This window comes from Mesorhizobium sp. ANAO-SY3R2 (assembly GCF_042466635.1).
GTDB lineage: Bacteria > Pseudomonadota > Alphaproteobacteria > Rhizobiales > Rhizobiaceae > Aminobacter.
This window is the reverse complement of sequence record NZ_CP159955.1, coordinates 2,825,428-2,845,767: the sequence shown is the minus strand read 5'-3', so window position 1 is coordinate 2,845,767 and position 20,340 is coordinate 2,825,428. Positions and strand designations below refer to the sequence as shown.

At 63.2% G+C, this 20,340-nt stretch carries 17 protein-coding genes; 9 read left to right on the top strand and 8 right to left on the bottom strand.

Features of this window, described 5'->3' with window-relative positions; genetic code table 11:
• Positions 1 to 11 precede the first annotated feature (11 nt).
• The gene (locus ABSY17_RS18665) at positions 12 to 1,304 is read right to left on the bottom strand and encodes a M16 family metallopeptidase (protein ID WP_378943862.1); all 1,293 of its coding nucleotides are present in this window, start codon (positions 1,302 to 1,304) and stop codon (positions 12 to 14) included.
• A gap of 14 nt (positions 1,305 to 1,318) precedes the next feature.
• Positions 1,319 to 2,716 (bottom strand): threonine synthase, encoded by a 1,398-nt coding sequence (thrC, locus tag ABSY17_RS18660; protein ID WP_378943860.1) that lies wholly within the window; start codon positions 2,714 to 2,716, stop codon positions 1,319 to 1,321.
• A 128-nt stretch (positions 2,717 to 2,844) separates the two neighbouring features.
• Here thrC and ABSY17_RS18655 point away from each other — a divergent pair, with 128 nt between their 5' ends.
• Positions 2,845 to 3,435: a hypothetical protein gene (locus ABSY17_RS18655; protein ID WP_378943858.1), complete on the top strand. Its 591-nt coding sequence runs from the start codon at positions 2,845 to 2,847 to the stop codon at positions 3,433 to 3,435.
• A 44-nt stretch (positions 3,436 to 3,479) separates the two neighbouring features.
• On the opposite strand, the gene ABSY17_RS18650 is transcribed toward ABSY17_RS18655, so the two are convergent.
• Positions 3,480 to 4,169, bottom strand: a complete 690-nt coding sequence (locus ABSY17_RS18650; RefSeq protein ID WP_378943856.1) for an HAD family hydrolase — start codon at positions 4,167 to 4,169, stop codon at positions 3,480 to 3,482.
• A gap of 160 nt (positions 4,170 to 4,329) precedes the next feature.
• Here ABSY17_RS18650 and ABSY17_RS18645 point away from each other — a divergent pair, with 160 nt between their 5' ends.
• Positions 4,330 to 5,463 (top strand): site-specific DNA-methyltransferase, encoded by a 1,134-nt coding sequence (locus ABSY17_RS18645; RefSeq protein WP_378943854.1) that lies wholly within the window; start codon positions 4,330 to 4,332, stop codon positions 5,461 to 5,463.
• Positions 5,464 to 5,675: 212 nt separating this feature from the next.
• Here ABSY17_RS18645 and ABSY17_RS18640 read toward each other — a convergent pair whose 3' ends face one another.
• From ABSY17_RS18640 to mutY, 3 genes are read right to left on the bottom strand one after another with little or no spacing between them, the layout of a single operon-like run.
• Positions 5,676 to 6,053, bottom strand: a complete 378-nt coding sequence (locus ABSY17_RS18640) for a hypothetical protein (protein ID WP_378943852.1) — start codon at positions 6,051 to 6,053, stop codon at positions 5,676 to 5,678.
• A gap of 8 nt (positions 6,054 to 6,061) precedes the next feature.
• The gene (locus tag ABSY17_RS18635) at positions 6,062 to 6,673 is read right to left on the bottom strand and encodes an HAD family hydrolase (RefSeq protein ID WP_378943850.1); all 612 of its coding nucleotides are present in this window, start codon (positions 6,671 to 6,673) and stop codon (positions 6,062 to 6,064) included.
• A gap of 3 nt (positions 6,674 to 6,676) precedes the next feature.
• Positions 6,677 to 7,789 (bottom strand): A/G-specific adenine glycosylase, encoded by a 1,113-nt coding sequence (mutY, locus tag ABSY17_RS18630; protein ID WP_378943848.1) that lies wholly within the window; start codon positions 7,787 to 7,789, stop codon positions 6,677 to 6,679.
• A 58-nt stretch (positions 7,790 to 7,847) separates the two neighbouring features.
• Between mutY and ABSY17_RS18625 the strand changes: the two genes are divergently transcribed.
• The 3 genes from ABSY17_RS18625 (at position 7,848) to ABSY17_RS18615 (ending at position 12,739) form a co-directional block, all read left to right on the top strand.
• On the top strand, positions 7,848 to 8,345 hold the full coding sequence (locus ABSY17_RS18625) for a DUF721 domain-containing protein (RefSeq protein WP_378943846.1): 498 nt from the start codon (positions 7,848 to 7,850) through the stop codon (positions 8,343 to 8,345).
• Positions 8,346 to 8,488: 143 nt separating this feature from the next.
• Positions 8,489 to 9,220, top strand: coding sequence for a DsbA family protein (locus ABSY17_RS18620; protein ID WP_378943844.1), 732 nt, complete (start codon positions 8,489 to 8,491; stop codon positions 9,218 to 9,220).
• Between the two features lie 60 nt (positions 9,221 to 9,280).
• The gene (locus ABSY17_RS18615) at positions 9,281 to 12,739 is read left to right on the top strand and encodes a chromosome segregation SMC family protein (protein ID WP_378943842.1); all 3,459 of its coding nucleotides are present in this window, start codon (positions 9,281 to 9,283) and stop codon (positions 12,737 to 12,739) included.
• Between the two features lie 10 nt (positions 12,740 to 12,749).
• On the opposite strand, the gene ABSY17_RS18610 is transcribed toward ABSY17_RS18615, so the two are convergent.
• Complete coding sequence (locus ABSY17_RS18610; RefSeq protein WP_378943840.1) at positions 12,750 to 13,301, bottom strand: TetR family transcriptional regulator; 552 nt, start codon at positions 13,299 to 13,301, stop codon at positions 12,750 to 12,752.
• Positions 13,302 to 13,452: 151 nt separating this feature from the next.
• Here ABSY17_RS18610 and ABSY17_RS18605 point away from each other — a divergent pair, with 151 nt between their 5' ends.
• Both ABSY17_RS18605 and ABSY17_RS18600 read left to right on the top strand, forming a co-directional pair.
• Positions 13,453 to 14,643 (top strand): efflux RND transporter periplasmic adaptor subunit, encoded by a 1,191-nt coding sequence (locus tag ABSY17_RS18605; RefSeq protein ID WP_378943838.1) that lies wholly within the window; start codon positions 13,453 to 13,455, stop codon positions 14,641 to 14,643.
• On the top strand, positions 14,640 to 17,720 hold the full coding sequence (locus ABSY17_RS18600; protein ID WP_378943836.1) for an efflux RND transporter permease subunit: 3,081 nt from the start codon (positions 14,640 to 14,642) through the stop codon (positions 17,718 to 17,720). Before ABSY17_RS18605 ends, ABSY17_RS18600 begins: the two co-directional genes overlap by 4 nt.
• A 68-nt stretch (positions 17,721 to 17,788) precedes the next feature.
• Here the strand turns inward: ABSY17_RS18600 and ABSY17_RS18595 are convergent, their stop codons facing one another.
• Positions 17,789 to 18,310 carry a Cache 3/Cache 2 fusion domain-containing protein gene (locus ABSY17_RS18595; protein WP_378943834.1) on the bottom strand — a complete coding sequence of 174 codons (522 nt, stop codon included), beginning with the start codon at positions 18,308 to 18,310 and terminating at the stop codon, positions 17,789 to 17,791.
• 437 nt (positions 18,311 to 18,747) lie between these two features.
• On the opposite strand from ABSY17_RS18595, the gene ABSY17_RS18590 reads away from it, so the two are divergent.
• Positions 18,748 to 19,302: a hypothetical protein gene (locus tag ABSY17_RS18590; protein WP_378943832.1), complete on the top strand. Its 555-nt coding sequence runs from the start codon at positions 18,748 to 18,750 to the stop codon at positions 19,300 to 19,302.
• 565 nt (positions 19,303 to 19,867) lie between these two features.
• Positions 19,868 to 20,323, top strand: a complete 456-nt coding sequence (locus ABSY17_RS18585) for a YidH family protein (protein ID WP_378943830.1) — start codon at positions 19,868 to 19,870, stop codon at positions 20,321 to 20,323.
• Positions 20,324 to 20,340 lie beyond the last annotated feature (17 nt).

Below are 20,340 nucleotides of genomic sequence, written 5' to 3'. Positions count from 1 at the left end.
GCTGGGGCCCGTCAGACGGCGAGCTTACGGCCGGCCGACTGTGCGCCCCGAAGCGAATCCAGGATCGATTCGTAAGGCGCGAGCGTACCGACCGGCCCGACCGCGGTGATGGTCGGCTTGGTCGAGAACAGGCGCGAGGACAGGTCGGTCAGGCGATCGACGGTCAACGCCCCGAGCCGTTCCATCAGCTCCTCCTTGTCGATCGGGCGACCGAACAGCAGCAGCTGGCGGGCGATCTGCGAGGAGCGGCTGGAGCTGCTTTCCGCCGACATGATGAGCCCGGCCCGATATTGCGCGCGAGCGCGGTCGAGTTCCTCCTGGAGGATACTTTCGCCCGACTTCTGCAACTCGCTGATGATGACGGGCAGGAGTTCGGCGATGTCGCTCTGGCCGGTGGCGGCATGGATGCCGAAGACGCCAGTGTCGGAAAAGCCCCAGTGGAAGGCATAGACCGAGTAGCACAGGCCGCGCTTTTCGCGCACTTCCTGGAACAGGCGCGAAGACATGCCGCCGCCGAGAATCATCGACAGGACCTGCGAGGCGTAGAAGTCGCGCACATGATAGGCGCGGCCCTCGAAGCCGAGCACGATCTGTGCGTCCATCAGGTCGCGGTCTTCGCGGAAGTCGCCGCCGACATATTGCGCATATTGCGGAATGGTGCTGTCGGCCTTGGAGCGGAAATTGCCCAGGCGTTTTTCGACTTGGCGAACGAATTCGTCATGCTTGACGTCGCCGGCGGCGACCACGACCATGCGCTCGGCGCCATACTGGCGCTGCATGAAATCGTGCAACTGGGCCGAGGTGAAGGATTTCACCGCTTCCGGCGTGCCAAGGATCGAGCGGCCGATCGTCTGGTGACGGAAGGCAGTTTCGGTGAAGCGGTCGAAGACGATGTCGTCGGGCGTGTCGTGGGCGGCGCCGATTTCCTGCAGGATGACGTGCTGTTCGCGCTCGAGTTCGTCCGGATCGAATTCGGAATCCTGGAGGATGTCAGACAGGATATCGACCGCCAGAGGCACGTCGTCGGACAGCACGCGCGCATAGAATGCGGTTGTCTCGACCGACGTGGCGGCGTTGATCTCGCCGCCGACATTCTCGATCTGCGAGGCGATCTCGAAGGCGCTGCGGCTCTTGGTACCCTTGAACGCCATGTGTTCCAGCAGATGGGCCATGCCGTGCTCGTCGTCGCGCTCGTTGCGCGCGCCCGACTTGACCCAGGTGCCGAGGGCCACGGTCTCTACGCTTGGAAGTGTTTCGGTGGCCACTGTCAGGCCGTTCGACAGACGGCTTACCTCAACACTCATATTGCGCATGCTCCCTAGCGTGCCGCTCGTGTGCAGCGGCTAATGTAATCTTCCACCATTTTTATCTCTGATGGAAGTACCGTGAACTTTTCCTTACGTTCCATCAGCCCCGAGAGCCAATTTGGCAGGCCGGGCTCGATTCCGCTGGCGGCCTTGACCGCTGCGGGGAATTTTGCCGGGTGGGCAGTGGACAAAACGATCATCGGCACGTCGTTTGCGGGCAGCGCGGATGCCACATGCACGGCGGTCGCCGTGTGCGGATCGAGCAGGTAGCCGTTGCGTTCAAGCGTCGACTTTATGGTCGCTGCGGTCTCAGCCATGTCGGCGCGGCCGGCGCCGAACTCGGAGCGGATGCTGGCCAGAGCCCTGGCTTCGATGGTGAAGGCACCGGATTGCTTGAGGCCGGCCATGTAGCGGCGCACGACGGCGGGATCCCTGTCCGAGGCTTCGAACAGCAGGCGCTCGAAATTCGACGACACCTGGATGTCCATCGACGGCGAGGTCGTCGCCACCACGCCGGTCGTGCGGTATTCGCCGCTCTTCAACGTGCGGGCCAAGATGTCGTTGTCATTGGTGGCGATGACAAGCTGGTCGATCGGCAAGCCCATGCGCTTGGCGGCGTAGCCGGCGAAGATGTCGCCGAAATTGCCTGTTGGCACGGTGAAGGACACGGGACGGTCGGGCGCGCCCAGCGAGATGGCGGACGAGAAGTAGTAAACGATCTGGGCCATGATGCGGGCCCAGTTGATCGAGTTCACGCCCGACAGTTGCACGCGATCGCGAAAGCCGTGGTCGTTGAACATGTCCTTGACCAGGCCTTGGCAGTCGTCGAAATTCCCTTCGATCGAAAGCGCATGAACGTTGGCGGCGGTCGACGTGGTCATCTGGCGCTGCTGCACCGGCGAGACGCGGCCGTGCGGGAAGAGGATGAAGATGTCGGTGCGCTCGCGCCCGGCAAAGGCGTCGATCGCAGCACCGCCCGTATCGCCCGAGGTCGCGCCGACGATGGTGGCATGCTGGCCGCGCTCGGCGAGCACATGGTCCATCAGCCGCGCCAAAAGCTGCATGGCGACGTCCTTGAAGGCGAGCGTCGGGCCGTGGAACAGCTCCAGCACGAAGCTGTTGGCGCCGGTCTGGACCAGCGGGCACACGGCATCGTGACGGAAGGTGGCGTAGGCCTCGCGCACCAGGCGCTCGAAGACGTCAGGCTTGATCTCGCCGCCGAGAAAGGGCGTCAAAAGCCTGATCGCCAGGTCGGGGTAGCTGAGACCGCGCATGGCGCGGATTTCCGCAGCGCTGAAGGTCGGCCACTGCGCCGGAAGGTAGAGGCCGCCGTCGCGTGCCAGGCCAGCCATTACGGCATCGGAGAATCCGAGGGTGGGGGCTTCCCCACGGGTGCTCACATAGTGCATTTTGATCCATTCCAAGGCGATGCGACCTGCCGGCGCTCGGCGGGGCGGGAAAAACTGCGCTCCATCAGTCGCATTTTTGCCGCCCGGTTGCTATAGAACGACAGCTTTGCGAGAGGGAAGTGCAGTTCATGGTGTTTCGTAAGATCGACGGTCGCTTTCTTGCGACTTTGGCGACCTCGTGCTTGATGCTTGCCGTCACAGGCTGCCAATCCGGCGGCGGCAGTCCATTCGCCTCGGCCCCGCCCAAGGATCCCAAGCAGATAGCGGCCGAAGAGGGCAAGATCCTGGCCAGCGAACTGCTCGCCTACTGCCCCAACGTCGTGCTTCGAGACGGCACCGCCTTTTTCAACAGCTACGCCAAGGGCGGCCAGGGCGATCCTGCCAAGCTGCTCAATCAGTCGGCGATCACCGACGTCACCCGCAGCTGCTCGCGTGCCGATGGTCAGATGACGATCAAGGTCGGCGTCGCCGGCAAGGTCGTGGTCGGCCCAGCCGGCGGTGCCGGCACCGTCAACATGCCGATCCGCGTCGCGGTCGTCCGCAATGGCGAGGTGCTCTATTCGCAGCTTCACAAGAACGTCGTTCAGGTCACCGATCCTTCGACCGCAACGCAGTTTGTCTTCACCGACCAGAATGTCGTGATCCCGGTTCCGAGCGCGCGCGACATCCAGATATTCGCCGGCTTCGACGAAGGCCCACAAAAGGTGGCTTCGCGGTAGCAAAGACCTGCAAAAGGCGCCGGCGATCAGCCGGCGCTTTCGCGTCAGGCGTTTTCCGACCACATGCTGAGTGCCGCCAGCACGCCGCCGAGATCGGCCCAGCGCCGGATCACCGTTTCCGCGCCCGCCTCGGTCAGCATGTCGGCATGACCCGGATAGCTGTGCGAGCCGCCGGTGAAGCCGATGACGCGCATGCCGGCGGAAACCGCACCGGCAATGCCGTGTACTGAATCCTCGATGACGAAGGTATTGGCCGGGCTGGCGCCGTAGGTGTTCGCCGCATGCAGGAAGACGTCGGGCGAGGGCTTGGGCTTCTTGCTCGGCGTTTCCAGCGCCGAGAAGATGCGGCCCTTGAACAGCGGTAGGATGCGCGTGCGCTCGAGCATGATCTCGATACGTTCGCTGCGCGAATTCGAGCAGATGCAGCGCGGTGCCGAGACAGCAGCCACCGCCTCGTGCACGCCTTCGATGGCGCGCACGTCGTTCTTCAGCTTGCGATCGACCAGTTCCTCGGCCTGATCGATGAGCGAGGCCTGCAGCGGGATCGCCGCCTTTTCCTCGATCCTGAGCAGGATGTCCTTGAAGGTCAGGCCGGCATAGGTCTCGGCGATCTCTTCCGCCGTGATCTCGAAACCGGCCGAGGTCAGCAATTCGGCTTCGATGCGGGCGGCGATGATTTCGGAGTCGACGAGCACGCCGTCGCAATCGAAAATGACTAGGTCTGGCTGGTTCATGGCGATCCGGGAAATGGGGTCTGCGCGAGGCGCGTTCAAGCCGCGGCGATTACACCATTCCGGCCCGAACCGCAAATTCGACCACCTGCTTCATCAATTGTTTACGCTGATCGGTAACCATAACAGCGAGTAAACAGTAACGCGTCATCCGGGTATCAGAATGTTAGCAGTGCGTCCTCTCAGCCAACTTTCCCGCACGCCCCAGCCGTCCGAATGGCTCGACACCATCATCAAGGGCGATTGCGTGGCGGCGCTCGACAAGTTGCCGGCCAATTCGGTCGACGTGATCTTCGCCGACCCGCCCTACAACCTCCAACTCGATGGCGACCTGCATCGTCCCGACCAGTCGAAGGTCGACGCGGTCGACGATCATTGGGACCAGTTCGAGAGCTTTGCGGCCTATGACGCCTTCACCCGCGCCTGGCTCTTGGCTGCGCGCCGCGTGCTCAAGCCCAATGGCACGATCTGGGTCATCGGCTCGTATCACAACATCTTCCGCGTCGGCGCGACGATGCAGGATCTCGGCTTCTGGATCCTCAACGACGTCGTCTGGCGCAAGACCAACCCGATGCCGAACTTCCGCGGCCGCCGTTTCCAGAACGCCCACGAGACGATGATCTGGGCCTCGCGCGACCAGAAGGGCAAGAACTACACCTTCAACTACGATGCGCTGAAGGCGTCGAACGACGACGTGCAGATGCGCTCTGACTGGCTGTTCCCGATCTGCACCGGCGGCGAGCGCCTGAAGGACGACGACGGCAACAAGCTGCACCCGACCCAGAAGCCGGAGGCGCTGCTGGCCCGCGTCATGATGGCCTCGACCAAGCCGGGCGACGTGGTCCTCGACCCGTTCTTCGGCTCCGGCACCACGGGTGCTGTCGCCAAGCGCCTCGGGCGTCATTTCGTCGGCATCGAACGCGAGCAGGCCTATATCGACGCCGCGCAGGAGCGCATCAACTCGGTGCGCCCGCTCGACACGCCCTCGCTCACGGTTTTGACCGGCAAGCGCGCCGAGCCGCGCGTCGCCTTCGTCAGCCTGCTCGACATGGGCCTGCTTACCCCGGGAACGAAGCTTTACGACGCCAAGAAGCGCTGGTCGGCAACGGTTCGCGCCGACGGCACCATTGCCTCCGACGATACGGCCGGCTCGATCCATCGCGTCGGTGCGGCAGTGCAGGGCTTTGACGCCTGCAACGGCTGGACCTTCTGGCACTATGAGCGTGCCGGCGGCCTGACCCAGATCGACGAACTTCGCCGCATCGTGCGCGTCGGCATGGAAAAGGCAGGGGCCTGACCGATCAGGTGGCGCGCCGGGCCATCCGGCGCGACCGCGCAGGCTCCATGGCTGGCCCGTTCTGGACCTTCAGAAGCTTGCCAGGCCCTGCCAAAACAGTTCGAATTCCGGGCGCCTAGGCTTTCCGGATTTCGCCGGTCGGCCGGTTTCCAGTCACCGTCCGATCCCGAGACGCTCGAGGTCCGCCTCGAGCGTTTTGGCATTTCCTGCAGCTAGAATTCCTGCACGGTGAAGTTCTCTACCCGACCCTCGATAAGTGTTCGGAGCTGGTTTGAGAACTCAAGTATCTGGGAATAGTCAACGACAAGCGCCACCTTGGCTGAGTTGCCGTCGTAAGATAGTTCTATGCTGATCGCGTAGTGCCCGGTTCGGTCTCTCGATGATACGGAAATGTTGAGTAGTCCGAAATCGTCGATGCTCAAGTTTGCAGCGGACAATGTGGGAGATCTGAGTTCCGCGGCAAAGCTTGCAATGGCTTCTGCCGTTGGAGCCGTCAGCGTCAATGTCAGGTTGCCGCGAAAATCGCCCTTCTGAACTTCGATCTCAAGATGCGCAACTTCGCGGTCGAGGGAGAAGGCCGCGTATCCCATGACTAATCCTACAACGCGATCCCGAGACGCTCGAGGTCCGCCTCGAGCGTTTTGGCATTTGTGAACAGCACTGCCTGCCAGCCGGCGTCGATGGCGGCGTTCACGTTCTTTGGGCTGTCATCGATGAACAGCGAGGCCTTCGGATCGAGATCGAAAGATGCGACGTGAAGGTCGTAGATGCGGCGGTCGGGCTTGATCAGGCCGACGTCGCCGGAGACCGTCACGCCGCGGGGCGTCTCCAGGAACGGGAAGCGGCCGCGTGCCTCGCGAAAGGTGTCGGAGGCCCAGTTGGTCAGCATTGTCACGTCGTGGCCGGCCTGGACGAGGCCTTCCATCAGGGCGACGGAGTCGTCATAGGCGTGCGGCACCATCTCGTGCCAATGCTGGCGGAAGGCGCGGATGCTCGTCTCGTGGTCGGGGAAGTCGGCAATGAGAAGGGCTTCGGCCTCCTCCCAGGTGCGCCCGCGATCCTGCTCGATATTCCAGTCGCTTGTGCAAACATTGTCGAAGAACCAGCGGCGCTCGACCGGATCGGGGATGATGCGGCTGAAGGGCAGGTCGGGATCGTAATGGATCAGGACCTTGCCGATGTCGTAGACGATATGACGGATTTCGGTCATTCCCTAGCGTCCTCGCTGCGTTGCGCCCGGTATGGCAGCTTCGATGACTTTTTTCATCACGCTTGGCAAGGCTTCGCCGCCGAGGTCGGCAGGGGCCGACCAGAAATGGCCGTCTGGCAGGTCCAAGCTGCCGACTTCGGCGCGGTAGACCTCGAGGTCGAGCGCGAAATGGGTGAAAACGTGGGTGATGCCGCCAGCCCGCTGCCATTCCGCCTCGAAGGGCGCACTGTCGGGACCGGTCACGCCATCGATGCGCGACGTCCAGCCGGTCGTTGGCACTTCGGTCATGCCGCCGAGCAGGCCCTTGCCCGGCCGCTTGCGCAACAGCACGGCGCCATCGGCGGCGACAGCGACGAAGGCGGCACCGCGCCGCGTCGGCCGCTCGGCCTTGGGCGGCTTGACCGGGTAAAATTCCGGGTCGCCATTTGCCACCGCACTGCAGTGGTCGCGTAGCGGACAAAGCATGCAGCGCGGTCGGCGCGGCGTGCAGATGGTGGCGCCGAGGTCCATCGTCGCCTGGGCGAAGTCGCCCGGCCGCGCAACTGCGAGCATGCGCTCGACATGGGCGCGGATTTCCGGTTTTGCCTCGGGCAGGGGTGTGGCGATCGAAAACAGGCGTGTGACGACGCGCTCGACGTTGCCGTCGACCACGGCCGCCGGCAGGTTGAAGGCAATCGAGGCGATTGCCGCCGCCGTATAGGGGCCGATGCCGGGCAGGGCGCGCAGGCCGGCCTCGGTGTCGGGAAAGCGGCTGCCGGGCAGTGCGGCGACCGCTTCGGCGCAGGCCTTGAGGTTGCGGGCGCGGGAATAATAGCCGAGGCCGGCCCATGCCTTCATGACGTCTTCTGCGTCGGCGGCGGCCAGCGATCGCACATCAGGCCATTTTTCGAGAAAGGCGCGGAAATAGGGCTTTACCGCTTCGACCGTCGTCTGCTGCAGCATGATTTCCGACAGCCAGACGCGGTAGGGATCGGGACGGTCTCCTCGCGCCAGGTCGCGCGGCGGGGTGCGCCACGGCAATTCTCGGTGGTTGGCGTCGTACCAGTTGAGCAGCAACGCGGCGATGGTGGAGTCCACATCCGTGGCGTGCTTGCGGGTATCGTCTTGTAATGCCATTTATGGGGTGGACTGCCTTCGGCGTTGCGTGTCGACAGGGTCATATCTGGAGAACGACATGGCAGGTAAAAGGTGGGCGGGCAATCCCGTTCCGGTGAGCGACCTCGCAAGCGCCATCCTCGATCCGGTGCTGCGCAAGCGCACCGGCATTTCGGTCGGCCTCGTCCAGTCCTGGGAAGAGATCGTCGGGCCGCGCCTGGCCCAAAACTCGCGGCCGGAAAAGATCCAGTGGCCTCGACGCATGCACGAGGACGACCCATTCGAGCCGGCGGTGCTGATCGTTGCCTGTTCGGGGCCTGCAGCGCTCCATCTCCAGCACGAGACCGGCGAGATCATTGGCCGAGTCAACTCCTATCTCGGTTTCAACGCCATCGGGCGCATTCGCATCGTGCAGAAACCTGTCGCCAGGGCCGATGGACCGGTCCGGCCGCGGCTGCGCAAGCTGAGCGATGCCGAGCAATCCAAGCTTTCGGGCGTCGTCCAGCACATCGAGGATGCGGGCCTCAAGGCTTCGCTGGAGAAACTTGGCGCCACCATCTTGGCGTCCCGCAAGTAGAATACTCCACGCTTCTCGCGGATTCGTGATCGAATGACTGCAAAATGGCGATTGGATTGGGGACAGCGATGCCATAATTCGCGCCAACTCTCGCTTTCACGTAGAACCGCATTGCAAAATCCAACCATCGTCAGGTGATTCGTATGTTCCGTTCCATTTCCCGCAGGGCCGCCCTTACCGGGCTCGCAGCCGTTTCGGCGGCAGCACTGCTTTCCGCATGCAGCGACTCCGGCGAGGAAGCCAAGGCGGCGGCGCCGAAGCCTGCCGAGCCGGCGGCACCAGCCACGCCTGCGACGCCCGCCGTGACCGTGAAGGCGCCTGATGCGCAAGGCACCGTCGACATGGCCAAGCTGCTCGAAGCCGGCAGCCTGCCGGATATGTCGATCGGCAAGGCGGACGCGCCCGTCACCATCGTCGAATATGCCTCGATGACCTGCCCGCACTGCGCGCATTTCCACGAGACGACGCTGCCGACGATTAAGACCAAGTACATCGACACCGGAAAGGTGCGGATGATCTTCCGCGAGTTCCCCTTCGATCCGCTGGCCGAGGCGGGCTTCATGCTTGCGCGCTGCTCGAAGGACAACTACTTCCCGATGATCGACGTGCTGTTCAAGCAGCAGCAGGCCTGGGCCGCATCGCAGACGCCCAAGGACGCGCTGCTGCAGATCTCCAAGCTCGCCGGCTTTACACAGGAGTCGTTCGAGGCCTGCTTGACTGACCAGAAGCTTCTGGACGATATCAGGGCCATGCGCGCCCGCGGCGAGAAGGATTTCAAGGTCGACTCGACGCCGACCTTCTTCATCAACGGGAATGTCTACAAAGGGGCAATGACGATTGAGGAAATGTCGGCGGTTATCGACGGCATGCTCTGACAGGTTCATGGCACCGGAGCGGCATAGCTTCGGTGCACCCTTTTGTGCGGGCCGGCGCGAATGAAGTTTTCGCGCCTCCGCCTTCTCGGTTTCAAATCCTTCGTAGAGCCGGGCGAGTTCGTCATCGAACGCGGCCTCACCGGCATCGTCGGGCCGAACGGCTGCGGCAAGTCCAACCTGGTCGAAGCGTTGCGCTGGGTCATGGGCGAAAGCTCATACAAGAACATGCGCGCTTCCGGCATGGACGACGTCATCTTCTCCGGGTCAGGCACCCGGCCAGCGCGCAACACCGCGGAAGTGACGCTTTTCCTCGACAATTCCGACCGCACCGCGCCGCCCTCCTTCAACGATGCCGACGAATTGCAGGTTTCGCGCCGCATCGAGCGCGAGGCGGGCTCGGTCTATCGCATCAACGGCAAGGAAGCGCGCGCCAAAGATGTGCAGCTACTGTTCGCCGACCAGTCGACCGGTGCCCGCTCGCCCTCGATGGTGGGACAGGGGCGCATCGGCGAACTGATCCAGGCCAAGCCCCAGGCGCGCCGGGCGCTGCTTGAAGAGGCGGCCGGCATTTCCGGCCTGCACACCCGGCGTCATGAGGCGGAGCTTCGCCTGCGTGCCGCCGAGCAGAACCTCGAGCGCCTCGACGACGTCGTCGGCGAACTCGAAAGCCAGATCGAGAGCCTGAAGCGCCAGGCGCGCCAGGCATCGCGCTTCAAGAACCTGTCGGCCGACATCCGCAAGGCGGAAGCGACCTTGCTGCATCTGCGCTGGACACTGGCCAAGGCGCAGGAAGGCGAGGCGCAGTCGGCGCTGGCGACCGCCACGGCCCTTGTCGGCGACCGCGCGGCAGCCCAGATGACGGCTGCCAAGGACCAGGCCATCGGCGCGCACAAGCTGCCCGAGATGCGCGAGGCCGAAGCTGCGGCCGCAGCCACCTTCCAGCGCCTTTCGATCGCTCGTACGCAGCTGGAGGAAGAAGCCGGCCGCATCAATTCGCGCCAGGGCGAACTCGACCGCCGGCTGCAGCAACTCGACGCCGATATCGCGCGCGAGCAGCGCATGATCGGCGACAATGCCGCCATTCTCGCGCGTCTCGATACAGAGGAAAGTTCGCTCCGCGAGGAGAATGACGGCGCAACCGACCGCGAGGCCAGCACGCGCGCCGCGCTCGATGAGGCGATGGCGACGCTGGCGCGGGCCGAGGCCGAGCTTGGCCGCGTGACAGCCGAGCGCGCCGACGCCGCTGCCGGCCGCACCCAGGCCGAGCGCGCTTTGCGCGATGCCGTCGAGCGCCGCGACCGCTTTGCTCGCCAGTTGAGCGAACTCGACCGCGAGGCCGGCGAGATCGCCGCGCGCATTTCAGCGCTCGCCGATCCGGCGGAAAAGCAGATGCTCGCCGAAGCCGCGCAGGAAGCGCTGGAGGAAGCCGAGTACGCCGCGACTGAGGCCGAGCGCGCCGTTGCCGATGCTCGGCAGGCAGAGGCGTCCTCCCGCTCGCCCTTGCAGGAAGCCAAGGCAGAACTCGCCCGTATCGAGACCGAAGCACGCACGCTGGCCAAGATCATCAATGCCGTGTCGGGCGATGCCTATCCGGCCGTGCTCGAGCAGATCGGCGTCGATCGCGGCTTCGAGACGGCGCTTGGTGCTGCCCTTGGCGACGACCTCGAGGCCGCGCTCGACCCCGCAGCACCTGTCCATTGGGGCAATGCCGAGCCGGTGTCAGGCGATCCCAAATTGCCGGAAGGTGTTCGCAGCCTCGGCGAAGTGGTGCGTGCGCCAAGCCAACTCGCCCGCCGCCTTGCCCAGATCGGGGTTGTGGAGGCTGCCGATGGCCCGAGGCTCCAGGCGCTTCTTGCGCCGGGCCAGCGGCTGGTCAGTCGCGAGGGTGCGCTGTGGCGCTGGGACGGTCTGACTGCCAGCGCCGATGCGCCGACCGCTGCCGCGCAACGCCTTGCCCAGAAGAACCGTCTCGCCGAACTCGATGCCGAGGCAATTGAAGCGACGCTTCTCGTGCGGGCCGCCGAGGAAGCGCTCGCGCGCGCCGAAGCCGCGGTGCGCGAGAACACCGAAGCCGAACGGCAGGCACGCCAGGCCTGGCGCGATGCCCAGCACCAGGTCGGTGCGGCGCGCGATGCCTTGGCGCAGGCGGAAAAGGCCGCAGGCGAGCTGACGAGCCGCCGTGCGGCATTGGATGAAGCGCGATCCCGCGTGGCTGATTCTCACGAAGAGGCCCAGGAGGCCTATGTCGAGGCTGAGGATCTGCTCGGTTCGGCACCTGATCTCGCCGACCTGCAGGCGCGGCTCGAACAGCTTTCGGCCGCGGTTTCGCGTGACCGCTCTTCGGTCGCCGATGCGCGCGCGGTGCATGATGGCCTCAACCGCGAAGCCGAGGCAAGGGCGCGCCGGCTCGCCGCGATCGCCGCCGAGCGCCAAAGCTGGGTGCTGCGCGCAGAAAGTGCCGCCGAGCAGATCGAAGCGCTGGCCGAGCGGCGCGAGGAGGCCGCGGCCGAACGCGAGGTGCTTGCCGAGGCACCGGACGAACTCGATGCCCGCCGCCGTGCGCTGATGTCGCAGCTGGCCCAGGCCGAGGTGCTGCGCAAGGAGGTCTCTGACCGCCTGCAGGAGGCCGAGAACCGGCAGGCGGTGCTCGACAAGGCCGCCACAGCAGCTATCCAGGGGCTTGCCGAGGCTCGCGAGGCGAGGGCGCGCGCCGAGGAACGGCTGACAGCCGCCGACGATCGCCGCCGCGAGATCGAGGCGCGCATCCAGGAGGTGCTGGCAACGCCGCCGCATCTTGTCATCCGCCACACCGGGCTTGAGGCGGATAGTCCGATGCCCGATCCGGCCGAGGTCGAAAGGACGCTGGAACGTCTCAAGATCGAGCGCGAGCGGCTTGGCGCCGTCAACCTTCGCGCCGAGGAGGAGCAGCGGGAACTCTCCGAGCGGCTGGAGGCGATCGTCTCCGAGCGCGAGGACATCATCGAGGCGATCCGCAAGCTTAGGCAGGGCATCCAGGGGCTGAACCGCGAGGGCCGCGAGCGCCTGCTTGCCGCCTTCGACCTGGTCAACGGTCATTTCAAGCGCCTGTTCACCCACCTCTTCGGAGGCGGCACGGCCGAGCTTCAACTGATCGAGTCCGAGGATCCGCTCGAGGCGGGCCTGGAAATCCTCGCCCGCCCGCCCGGCAAGAAGCCGCAGACCATGACGCTGCTCTCAGGTGGCGAGCAGGCGCTGACGGCAATGGCGTTGATCTTCGCCGTGTTTCTGACCAATCCGGCGCCGATCTGCGTGCTGGACGAGGTCGATGCGCCGCTCGACGACCACAATGTTGAGCGCTTCTGCAACCTGATGGACGAAATGGCGGCGTCGACCGAAACGCGTTTCGTCGTCATCACGCACAATCCGATCACCATGGCGCGCATGAATCGCCTGTTCGGTGTGACCATGGCCGAGCAGGGCGTAAGCCAACTCGTCTCGGTCGACCTGCAGGCGGCCGAAGCCATGCGCGAGGCGAGTTAGTCCGCAGTTATCAGGTTGAGCCTCTAGCGGCCTCGTCAAGCAGATAGGAGATCGCCATGTTGCGTTCATCCTCGTGGAGGATGTCCATGTCGAAGAGCTTCATGCTGCGCAGGCCTTCGATCACGAGAAAGGCCACCATCAGTTTCGCCGTGTCGGGGCTCTCGGCCTTAAGGCGGTCGAGCAGCTGCCGCTTGAAGTCCCTGACGGGATTGAGAAAGTCGGGGTCCTCGGTAAGCGCTGCCAGTACGCCCGCCGCCGAAGGCTGGTTGTATCTGCATTCCTCGGCTGACAACTCAATATAGGCGGCCAGGCTGCTGCCAGGACGGTTGTTGTCGCCGGACGCCCTTGCGGCGAGGCCTTGCTCGAAGTTCTTGAGGTACTCTTCGACCAGCCCTTGCATCAGCTTTGCCTTGGTCGGGAAGTTGTATAGAAGCCCGCCCTTGGATACGCCGGCCTTTTGGGCTACTGCATCGAGCGAGAGATTGCCGGGGCCCACGGCCTCCGCCAGTTCGGCTGCAGCAGCCAGAATTTTCTCGCGGGAACTCGGTCTATGACCCGACATTGGCAGCGCCTCCTTGACGGTTCACACTATCGCTGATTGACAATACCGTCCAGACGGTACAGTTAGGCGTCTCGGAATTGGGTCTTGCTGAAGCTGGCCCTATTTGCGCGTGGCCGTCCGGTCGCCGCACATAATTTGATTGGGGTCTACTTTGATCAAGCGTCTCATAATCGCTATCGTACTGCTCGTGATTGTCTGCGGAGCAATCGTCGGGTTCAACAGGTTCCGCGACGATGCCATCAAGCAGTTCTTCGCCAATAGGCCGGTTCCTGCCGTGACAGTGGCCGCCACCAAGGTCGAGGCCGGACCGTGGATGCCCGGTATCGAGACGATCGGCACGGTCAGCGCAGCACAAGGCGTCCATCTCACCGTAGAATCGGCGGGCATCGTCAAGGAGATCAGGTTCAACGCCAACCAGCCGGTCAAGCGGGGCGATGTTCTTGTCCAGCTTGATGACAGCGTCCAGCAGGCCGATCTGGCCGCAATCAAGTCCCGCGCAGCGCTTGATCAGCAGTCGCTGGAGCGCGCAATCGCGTTGCAAAAGCGCGGCGTCGGCTCCGATGTCACGCTTGACGAGGCACGCGCCGCCGCCTCCAGTTCGGCCTCGGAGGTCCAGAAATTGCAGGCGCTTCTGGACCAGAAGCAACTCCGCGCGCCGTTCTCCGGCACCATGGGCATTCCGAGGGTCGATGTCGGCCAGTATCTTACGCCTGGCGCAACTGTAGCCACGCTGCAGGACCTGGAGACGATGCGGGCCGACTTCGCCGTGCCCGAGCAGCAACTGGGCCTGCTCAAGATCGGTCAGCCCGTTCGCTTTGGCCTCGGCAATGCCGATATGCCGTTCAATGGGTCGATCACCGGTATCGACCCGAAGGTTGATTCGACGAGCCGTCTGGTTTCGGTTCGGGCGGATATCACAAATCCCGAAGGCCGGCTGAGCCCCGGACAGTTCGTCCAGGTGCGCGTGGTCCTGCCTGAGGAAGACGGTGTCATTGCGGTGCCGCTGACCGCCTTGGTCAGCAGCCTGTATGGCGACTTCGTCTATGTCATCCGCCCCGCCGAGAAGGCGGAAGGCACCGCCGCTGCCGCCGCTCCAGCCGCAAATGCTGCCGCTGCTGCTCCGGCGGCAAAGGCGGAGGAAGCCCCGGCGCTTGTCGTCGACCAGGTCTTCGTCAAGGTCGGGCGCCGCTCACAAGGCCGCGTTGAGATCGTGTCGGGCGTCAATGACGGCGACGAACTGGTGATCGCAGGGCAGAACAGGCTTTCAAACGGCATGCCGGTCAAGATCGACAACACGGTTTCGCCGGTTGCCTCGGCCAGCCAGAAGGTGGCCGCCGAATGAGCTTTTCCGATATCTTCATCCGCCGACCCGTCCTGTCGACGGTCGTCGCTTTCATGATCCTGCTCTTGGGCTTCCAGGGGATTTTCAACCTTTCGGTCCGGCAATATCCTGAGGTCGAGGAGACGGTGATCACCATCTCCACGGTCTATCCGGGCGCCAGCGCCGACTTGATCCAGGGCTTCATCACCGCACCGATCGCAGCCGCGGTATCGACGACCGAAAACATCGACTACGTCACCTCCAAGAGCAGTCCGTCGATGAGCACGGTCACCGTTCAGATGGAGCTCGGCTCCAACCCTGATACGGCGCTGACCGAGGTCATGTCGAAGGTACAGCAGGTGCGCGGCCAACTACCCGCCGATGCCAAGGACCCGACCATCGTCAAGGGCACGGGCATGCAGTTCGCCATCATGTACCTGGCGATGCAGAACCCGAACATGAGCTCGGAGCAACTCACCGAGTATATCGAACGCGTCATTCGTCCGCGCATGTCGACCATCGAGGGCGTTGCCGAAGTGCAGGTTCTCGGTGCCGCGAACTACTCGATGCGCGTCTGGGTCGACCCGGTGAAGCTTGCGGCTCGTGGCCTGACCGCTGCCGAAGTGCTGCAGGCGATCAACGCCTCCAACTTCCTGTCGGCTCCCGGCAAGACCAAGAACGAATTCGTCGCCTATTCGATCACCATGAAATCGACGCTGCAGACGCCGGAGGCGTTCGCAGAGCTGCCGCTCAAGTCGCAGGATGGCAACGTCGTCAGGCTTCGTGACGTGGCACGGGTGGAACTCGCCGCCGAAAGCACCGACACGGTCGTCAACTTCAACGGCGAGCCGGGCACCTTCATCGGCATCTTCCCCACACCGTCGGCCAACCCGCTCAATACGGCTGCTGCCGTCATCAAGGAACTGCCGGCGATCAGCGCGAGCCTGCCGGAAGGCATGACCATCACCTTGGTCTATGACTCCACAGAGACGATCAGCGCCTCGATCGAAGAGGTGTTCAAGACCATCGCCGAAGCGGTGGCGATCGTCGTCGTCGTCATCCTGCTGTTCCTTGGGTCGTTCCGCTCGGTGCTGATGCCGGTGGTGACGATCCCGCTGTCGCTGATCGGCGTCTGTTTCATCCTCTTGATGATGGGCTATTCGATCAACCTGCTGTCGCTGCTGGCGATGGTGCTGGCGATCGGCCTGGTCGTCGACGACGCCATCGTGGTGGTGGAAAACATCCATCGGCACATCGAGGAAGGCATGTCGCCGATGCAGGCGGCGTTCAAGGGCATGCGCGAGATCTTCGGGCCGGTGGTCGCCATGACCATCACGCTTGCCGCCGTCTTCGCCCCGCTCGTCTTCACCGGCGGCCTCACCGGTTCGCTGTTCCGCGAATTCGCGGTCACGCTTGCCGGCGCCGTTGTCATCTCGGGCTTCATCGCGGTGACGATCACGCCGATGATGTCGGCACGCCTGTTGAAGTCGGGCAACCACAGCCGCTTTGCTGCAATGGTCGACCGGACTTTTGAGCGCATCGCCAACTTCTATGAGCGGCTTGTGGCGGGTTCGCTGAAGTACCGGCCCGTCACGCTCCTGGTCGTCATCGCGCTCGTTTCGGTGACCGGCTTCATGTTCTTCAAGACGTCGAGCGAACTGGCGCCTGAAGAGGATTCGGGTGCTCTGTTCTCGCTGATCACCGCACCGCGCTATGCGACGACCGAATACACCAGCCTCTATGCCGACCAGATCCGCGGCCTGACCAAGGACCTGCCGGAACTCAAGGCGAACTTCTCGATCGTCGGCATGGGGGGCGCCACCAATTCGGGCTTCTCGGTCTGGGCATTCAAGGACTGGGCCGAACGCGACCGTTCGCAGAAGCAGCTGCAGACCGATATCCAGGGACGGCTGTCCACGGTCAGCGGTGTCGAAGCGCTGGTGTTCGCACCGCCGTCGCTGCCGGGCGCGGGCGGCGGTCTGCCGATCTCGATCGTCATCCAGTCGACCGGCGATCCGAGCCAGGTCTACGAGGTGGCTCAGGAGATCAAGAACAAGGCGCAGGCCTCAGGGCGCTTCATCGTCGTGCAGAACTCGCTCGCCTTCGACGCGCCGCAGGTTACGGTGACCATCGATCGCGACCGAGCTGCGGCCCTTAACCTGTCGGTGCGCGACATCGGCACGACGCTGAGCCTGCTCGTCGGCGGCGGTGCGGTTGCGGAATTCGACCGCGATTCGAAAAGCTACGACATCATCATGCAGGTGCCGGACGAGTATCGCGACAACCCCGAGAAGCTCGGCGAGTTCTTCGTTCGCAGCGTCAACGGCCAGATGGTGCCGCTGTCGGCGGTGGTGTCGATCAGCACCAATGCCTCGCCGGCAGCGATCGAGCAGTTCAACCAGCTGAACTCGGCGACGATCTCGGCGCTGCCCTTGCCTGGCGTTACCACCGGCGACGGCCTGAAGGCTATCGAGGAGATCGCCGGGCCTCTGCTGCCGGCCGGCTTCTTCGTCGACTATTCCGGCCAGTCGCGCCTCGAAAGCGAGCAGGGCAACACGATCCTGATCGCCTTCGCGCTAGCCATCGTGGTGATCTACCTGGTGCTGGCGGCACAATTCGAGAGCTTCCGCGACCCCCTCATCATCATGATGTCGGTGCCGCTGTCGATCTTCGGAGCCATCGTGCCGCTGAACCTTGGGCTCGGCACGCTCAACATCTACACCCAGGTCGGGCTGATCACGCTGATAGGCCTGATCACCAAGCACGGCATCCTGCTGGTCGAATTCGCCAACCAGCAGCGTGAGGAGCATGGCCTGTCGCGTGAGGCGGCGATCATCGCCTCGGCCAAGGTGCGCCTGCGGCCGATCCTGATGACGACGGCCGCCATGGCGCTCGGCGTCGTGCCGCTGATCATGGCCTCGGGCGCAGGTGCGGCCGCGCGCTACTCGATGGGTCTGGTGATCTTCTCGGGCGTGATCGTGGGTACGGTGTTCACACTGTTCGTGGTGCCGATGTTCTACACTTACATCTCGCGCAAGGAACTGGCCGCGCATGCCGAGCAGCCCGACGCCGCGCAGATGGCGGAGGCCAGCCACTGAGACGACGGCAGTAAACGTAAGAAAAGAGGGCCCTGGAGCGATCCAGGGCCTTTATTGCATCACGGTACCTATTTCAAGTAGCCCACGTAGTAGATGCCGATCACCTGGTTGTCCGCATCCCTGATTGGATCATATCCAGTCACGTAATGTTTGCCGAGAATGTCGGCCTCGCCATAGTAGGCTTCATCCTTCTGGATAAAGGTGATCACTTTTCCTTTTGGGTCCAGAATGGTTCCAATCGCCCGCTCACCGTCGTCCTTCTTTACGGTAGTGGCGACCCGGACATATTCATCACCGCTCTTCACGAAGATGGTTGCGGTGCCGCCAGCTTGCTTCGCCACGTCGTCGACTAGGGCAAAGTTGTTGTTCATCTTGGTCGATCCAAAATAGATGGCCGGCACCTCCTTGCCGCCAACCACATCCGTTCCGTCAATCTTCGGTGGCCCCAGCTCGCTTGTCTTCGACTTCAAGAGTTCCATCGCAGCAGCCACCTTCGAATCTTGTGCCTGGGCGGTCATTGCTACGAGTACGACGGCACTGGTGAAGAACGAGGCCGTCATGGTGCTGATGATGGCTTTTGTCAGGCTCATGGGCTTTCTCCTCGGAAGCCCTCTCCAGGATGACCTGCTGAACAATGCCACAGGGATCATCGCGCCGATGGCCTCTGCTGTCGAGTAGGTTGCTATGGTGGGCCACGCTCTTGCGGAGGGAAGCCACCGAAGCTGAAAAGTGAACCAGCGTTGCGTGGCTCGGCACGCAAAATTCTGGTATCTTGGACACCAGAGACAGTTGCTCATGCGTCAGCTGCGGCATGCGCTTAGGAAGAGTTCAGGCACCGACCATCGAAGATGCGACCTCCTCGCAAGCGATGTCGAAGCTAATCGAGTTGGCTTACGACTGCACGCTTGATGTTGATCGGGGAACTGGCGCTCGGCTAAACCACACACGTTTCAAGCGCAGGCAGGTCGTCTCCAACCTGCAGCGGTGCCTGCCATCGGTTTGCCCGCTGCTTACGATGGAGGAAGCGATGAAGCCCACGATAGTGACATCCGCTACGACAACCAAAACTGTCAAAGCGGCACTTGTTTCCGGGTTGCTCTTGTCCCTGGTCCCTGGAGCCGTGCTCGGAGCGCCGATCGAAAAGAAGGGCACGACCCCCTACGTGACGCATTTCATCTTTCGGCCTTTGCACAGCATTGACATTCCCGGGCTCGGGACAGCCACCGCGCTGGAGGCGGTCGGCACCACCGAGAACATGAAGGGAGAGGCAATGCTCGACAAGATGTCGGCGCAGTGCACGGCACTGAGTGTCGATTCAGGTGACAAGAAGTATATCGATGGCGCCTGCGTGCTGGCCGACAAGGATGGAGACAAGATATTCTCGACCTTCGACACCCGCGACAAGGACAAGTCGCAGCCGGACATGAACTGCGGAACCCATATCATTACGGGCGGCACCGGCAAGTACCAGGGCATCACCGGGAGCGAGCCCTTCTCCTGCATAGCGATGCCGGCACTGGCTGGTCCTGGCGGCTACACCGCGATGGACATTCCGCATAACACGACCTGGGAGATCAAATGACCGGAAGCTGCGTCATAGCCTTATGCCATTTCGACCGGATTGATAGGTCCTGACCTTGGGCCGCACGGATACTTGCCCCGCCTCGGCGGGGCATTTTTGTCTAAGCAGGTTGGGAAGCAAACCAAAAGTCCCGCTTGGCGAAGCACTGCGGCTACCTGGGTGAAGAAGAGAATGCGCGCAAATCGGCAGGTGGCGACGATGTACCCTCCGATCGCCCGCGCCGAACTGCATCGCTCGACATGTCATCCTGGAACACTTGCCAACTCTCCTGCTGGCCCTAGTTCTCCCGAGCGCGGTGACTAGCCCTGTTCTAGTTCACCGAAGAGTTTGCAGCGTGCGCCGACGATTAGCGTGACCACATTGCCGAAGGAGAGGCCCCCTTTAAGGAATCCGAGCCTTGTCTTGATCACCAGCTTTTTGCCGGGCCAAGCGATGCTGCCGATCCCGATGCTCTGCCGGACGTTGCGCAAGGGGATCAGCGTACCACGAAACACATATCGCCGCTGTCGTTTGCGACACTCCAATTGGAAACAGTGCTCTGGTCTGATTGCGTGGAGAGGCCAAGATGTTGACGGATCCGAAAATGTCGGCCGAGCAGGTCTCGGTCGAGTTGTCGTCGCGTCGAACAGGAATGTCGTTTCAGCGCACGCGAATGAGTGCCGATCGAACCCTGATGTCGGTCATTCGCACGTCGCTGTCGCTGATCAGTTTCGGCTTCACGATCTTTCAGGTCTTTGAAAAGCTGCGCGAGGCAGGAACGCTGGAGCATGTCTCGGCCCCGCGCAATTTTGGCGTGACCTTGGTGTGTCTTGGCATCGCGATGCTGGTGTTCGGCATCATCTACCATGTCCGCTTCATGCAAGGGTTGCGCGCGGAACGAACGTCGATGACTGCGGACGGGCTGATCCACGGCGAGAGTTGGTTCCCGGCTTCGATGGTTCTCGTCACCGCAATCATCCTGCTTTTGATAGGCGTCGCCGCCATCGTCAGCATGCTTTTCCAGGCTGGACCATTCGGATGAAGGGGAGTCGCAAGGAT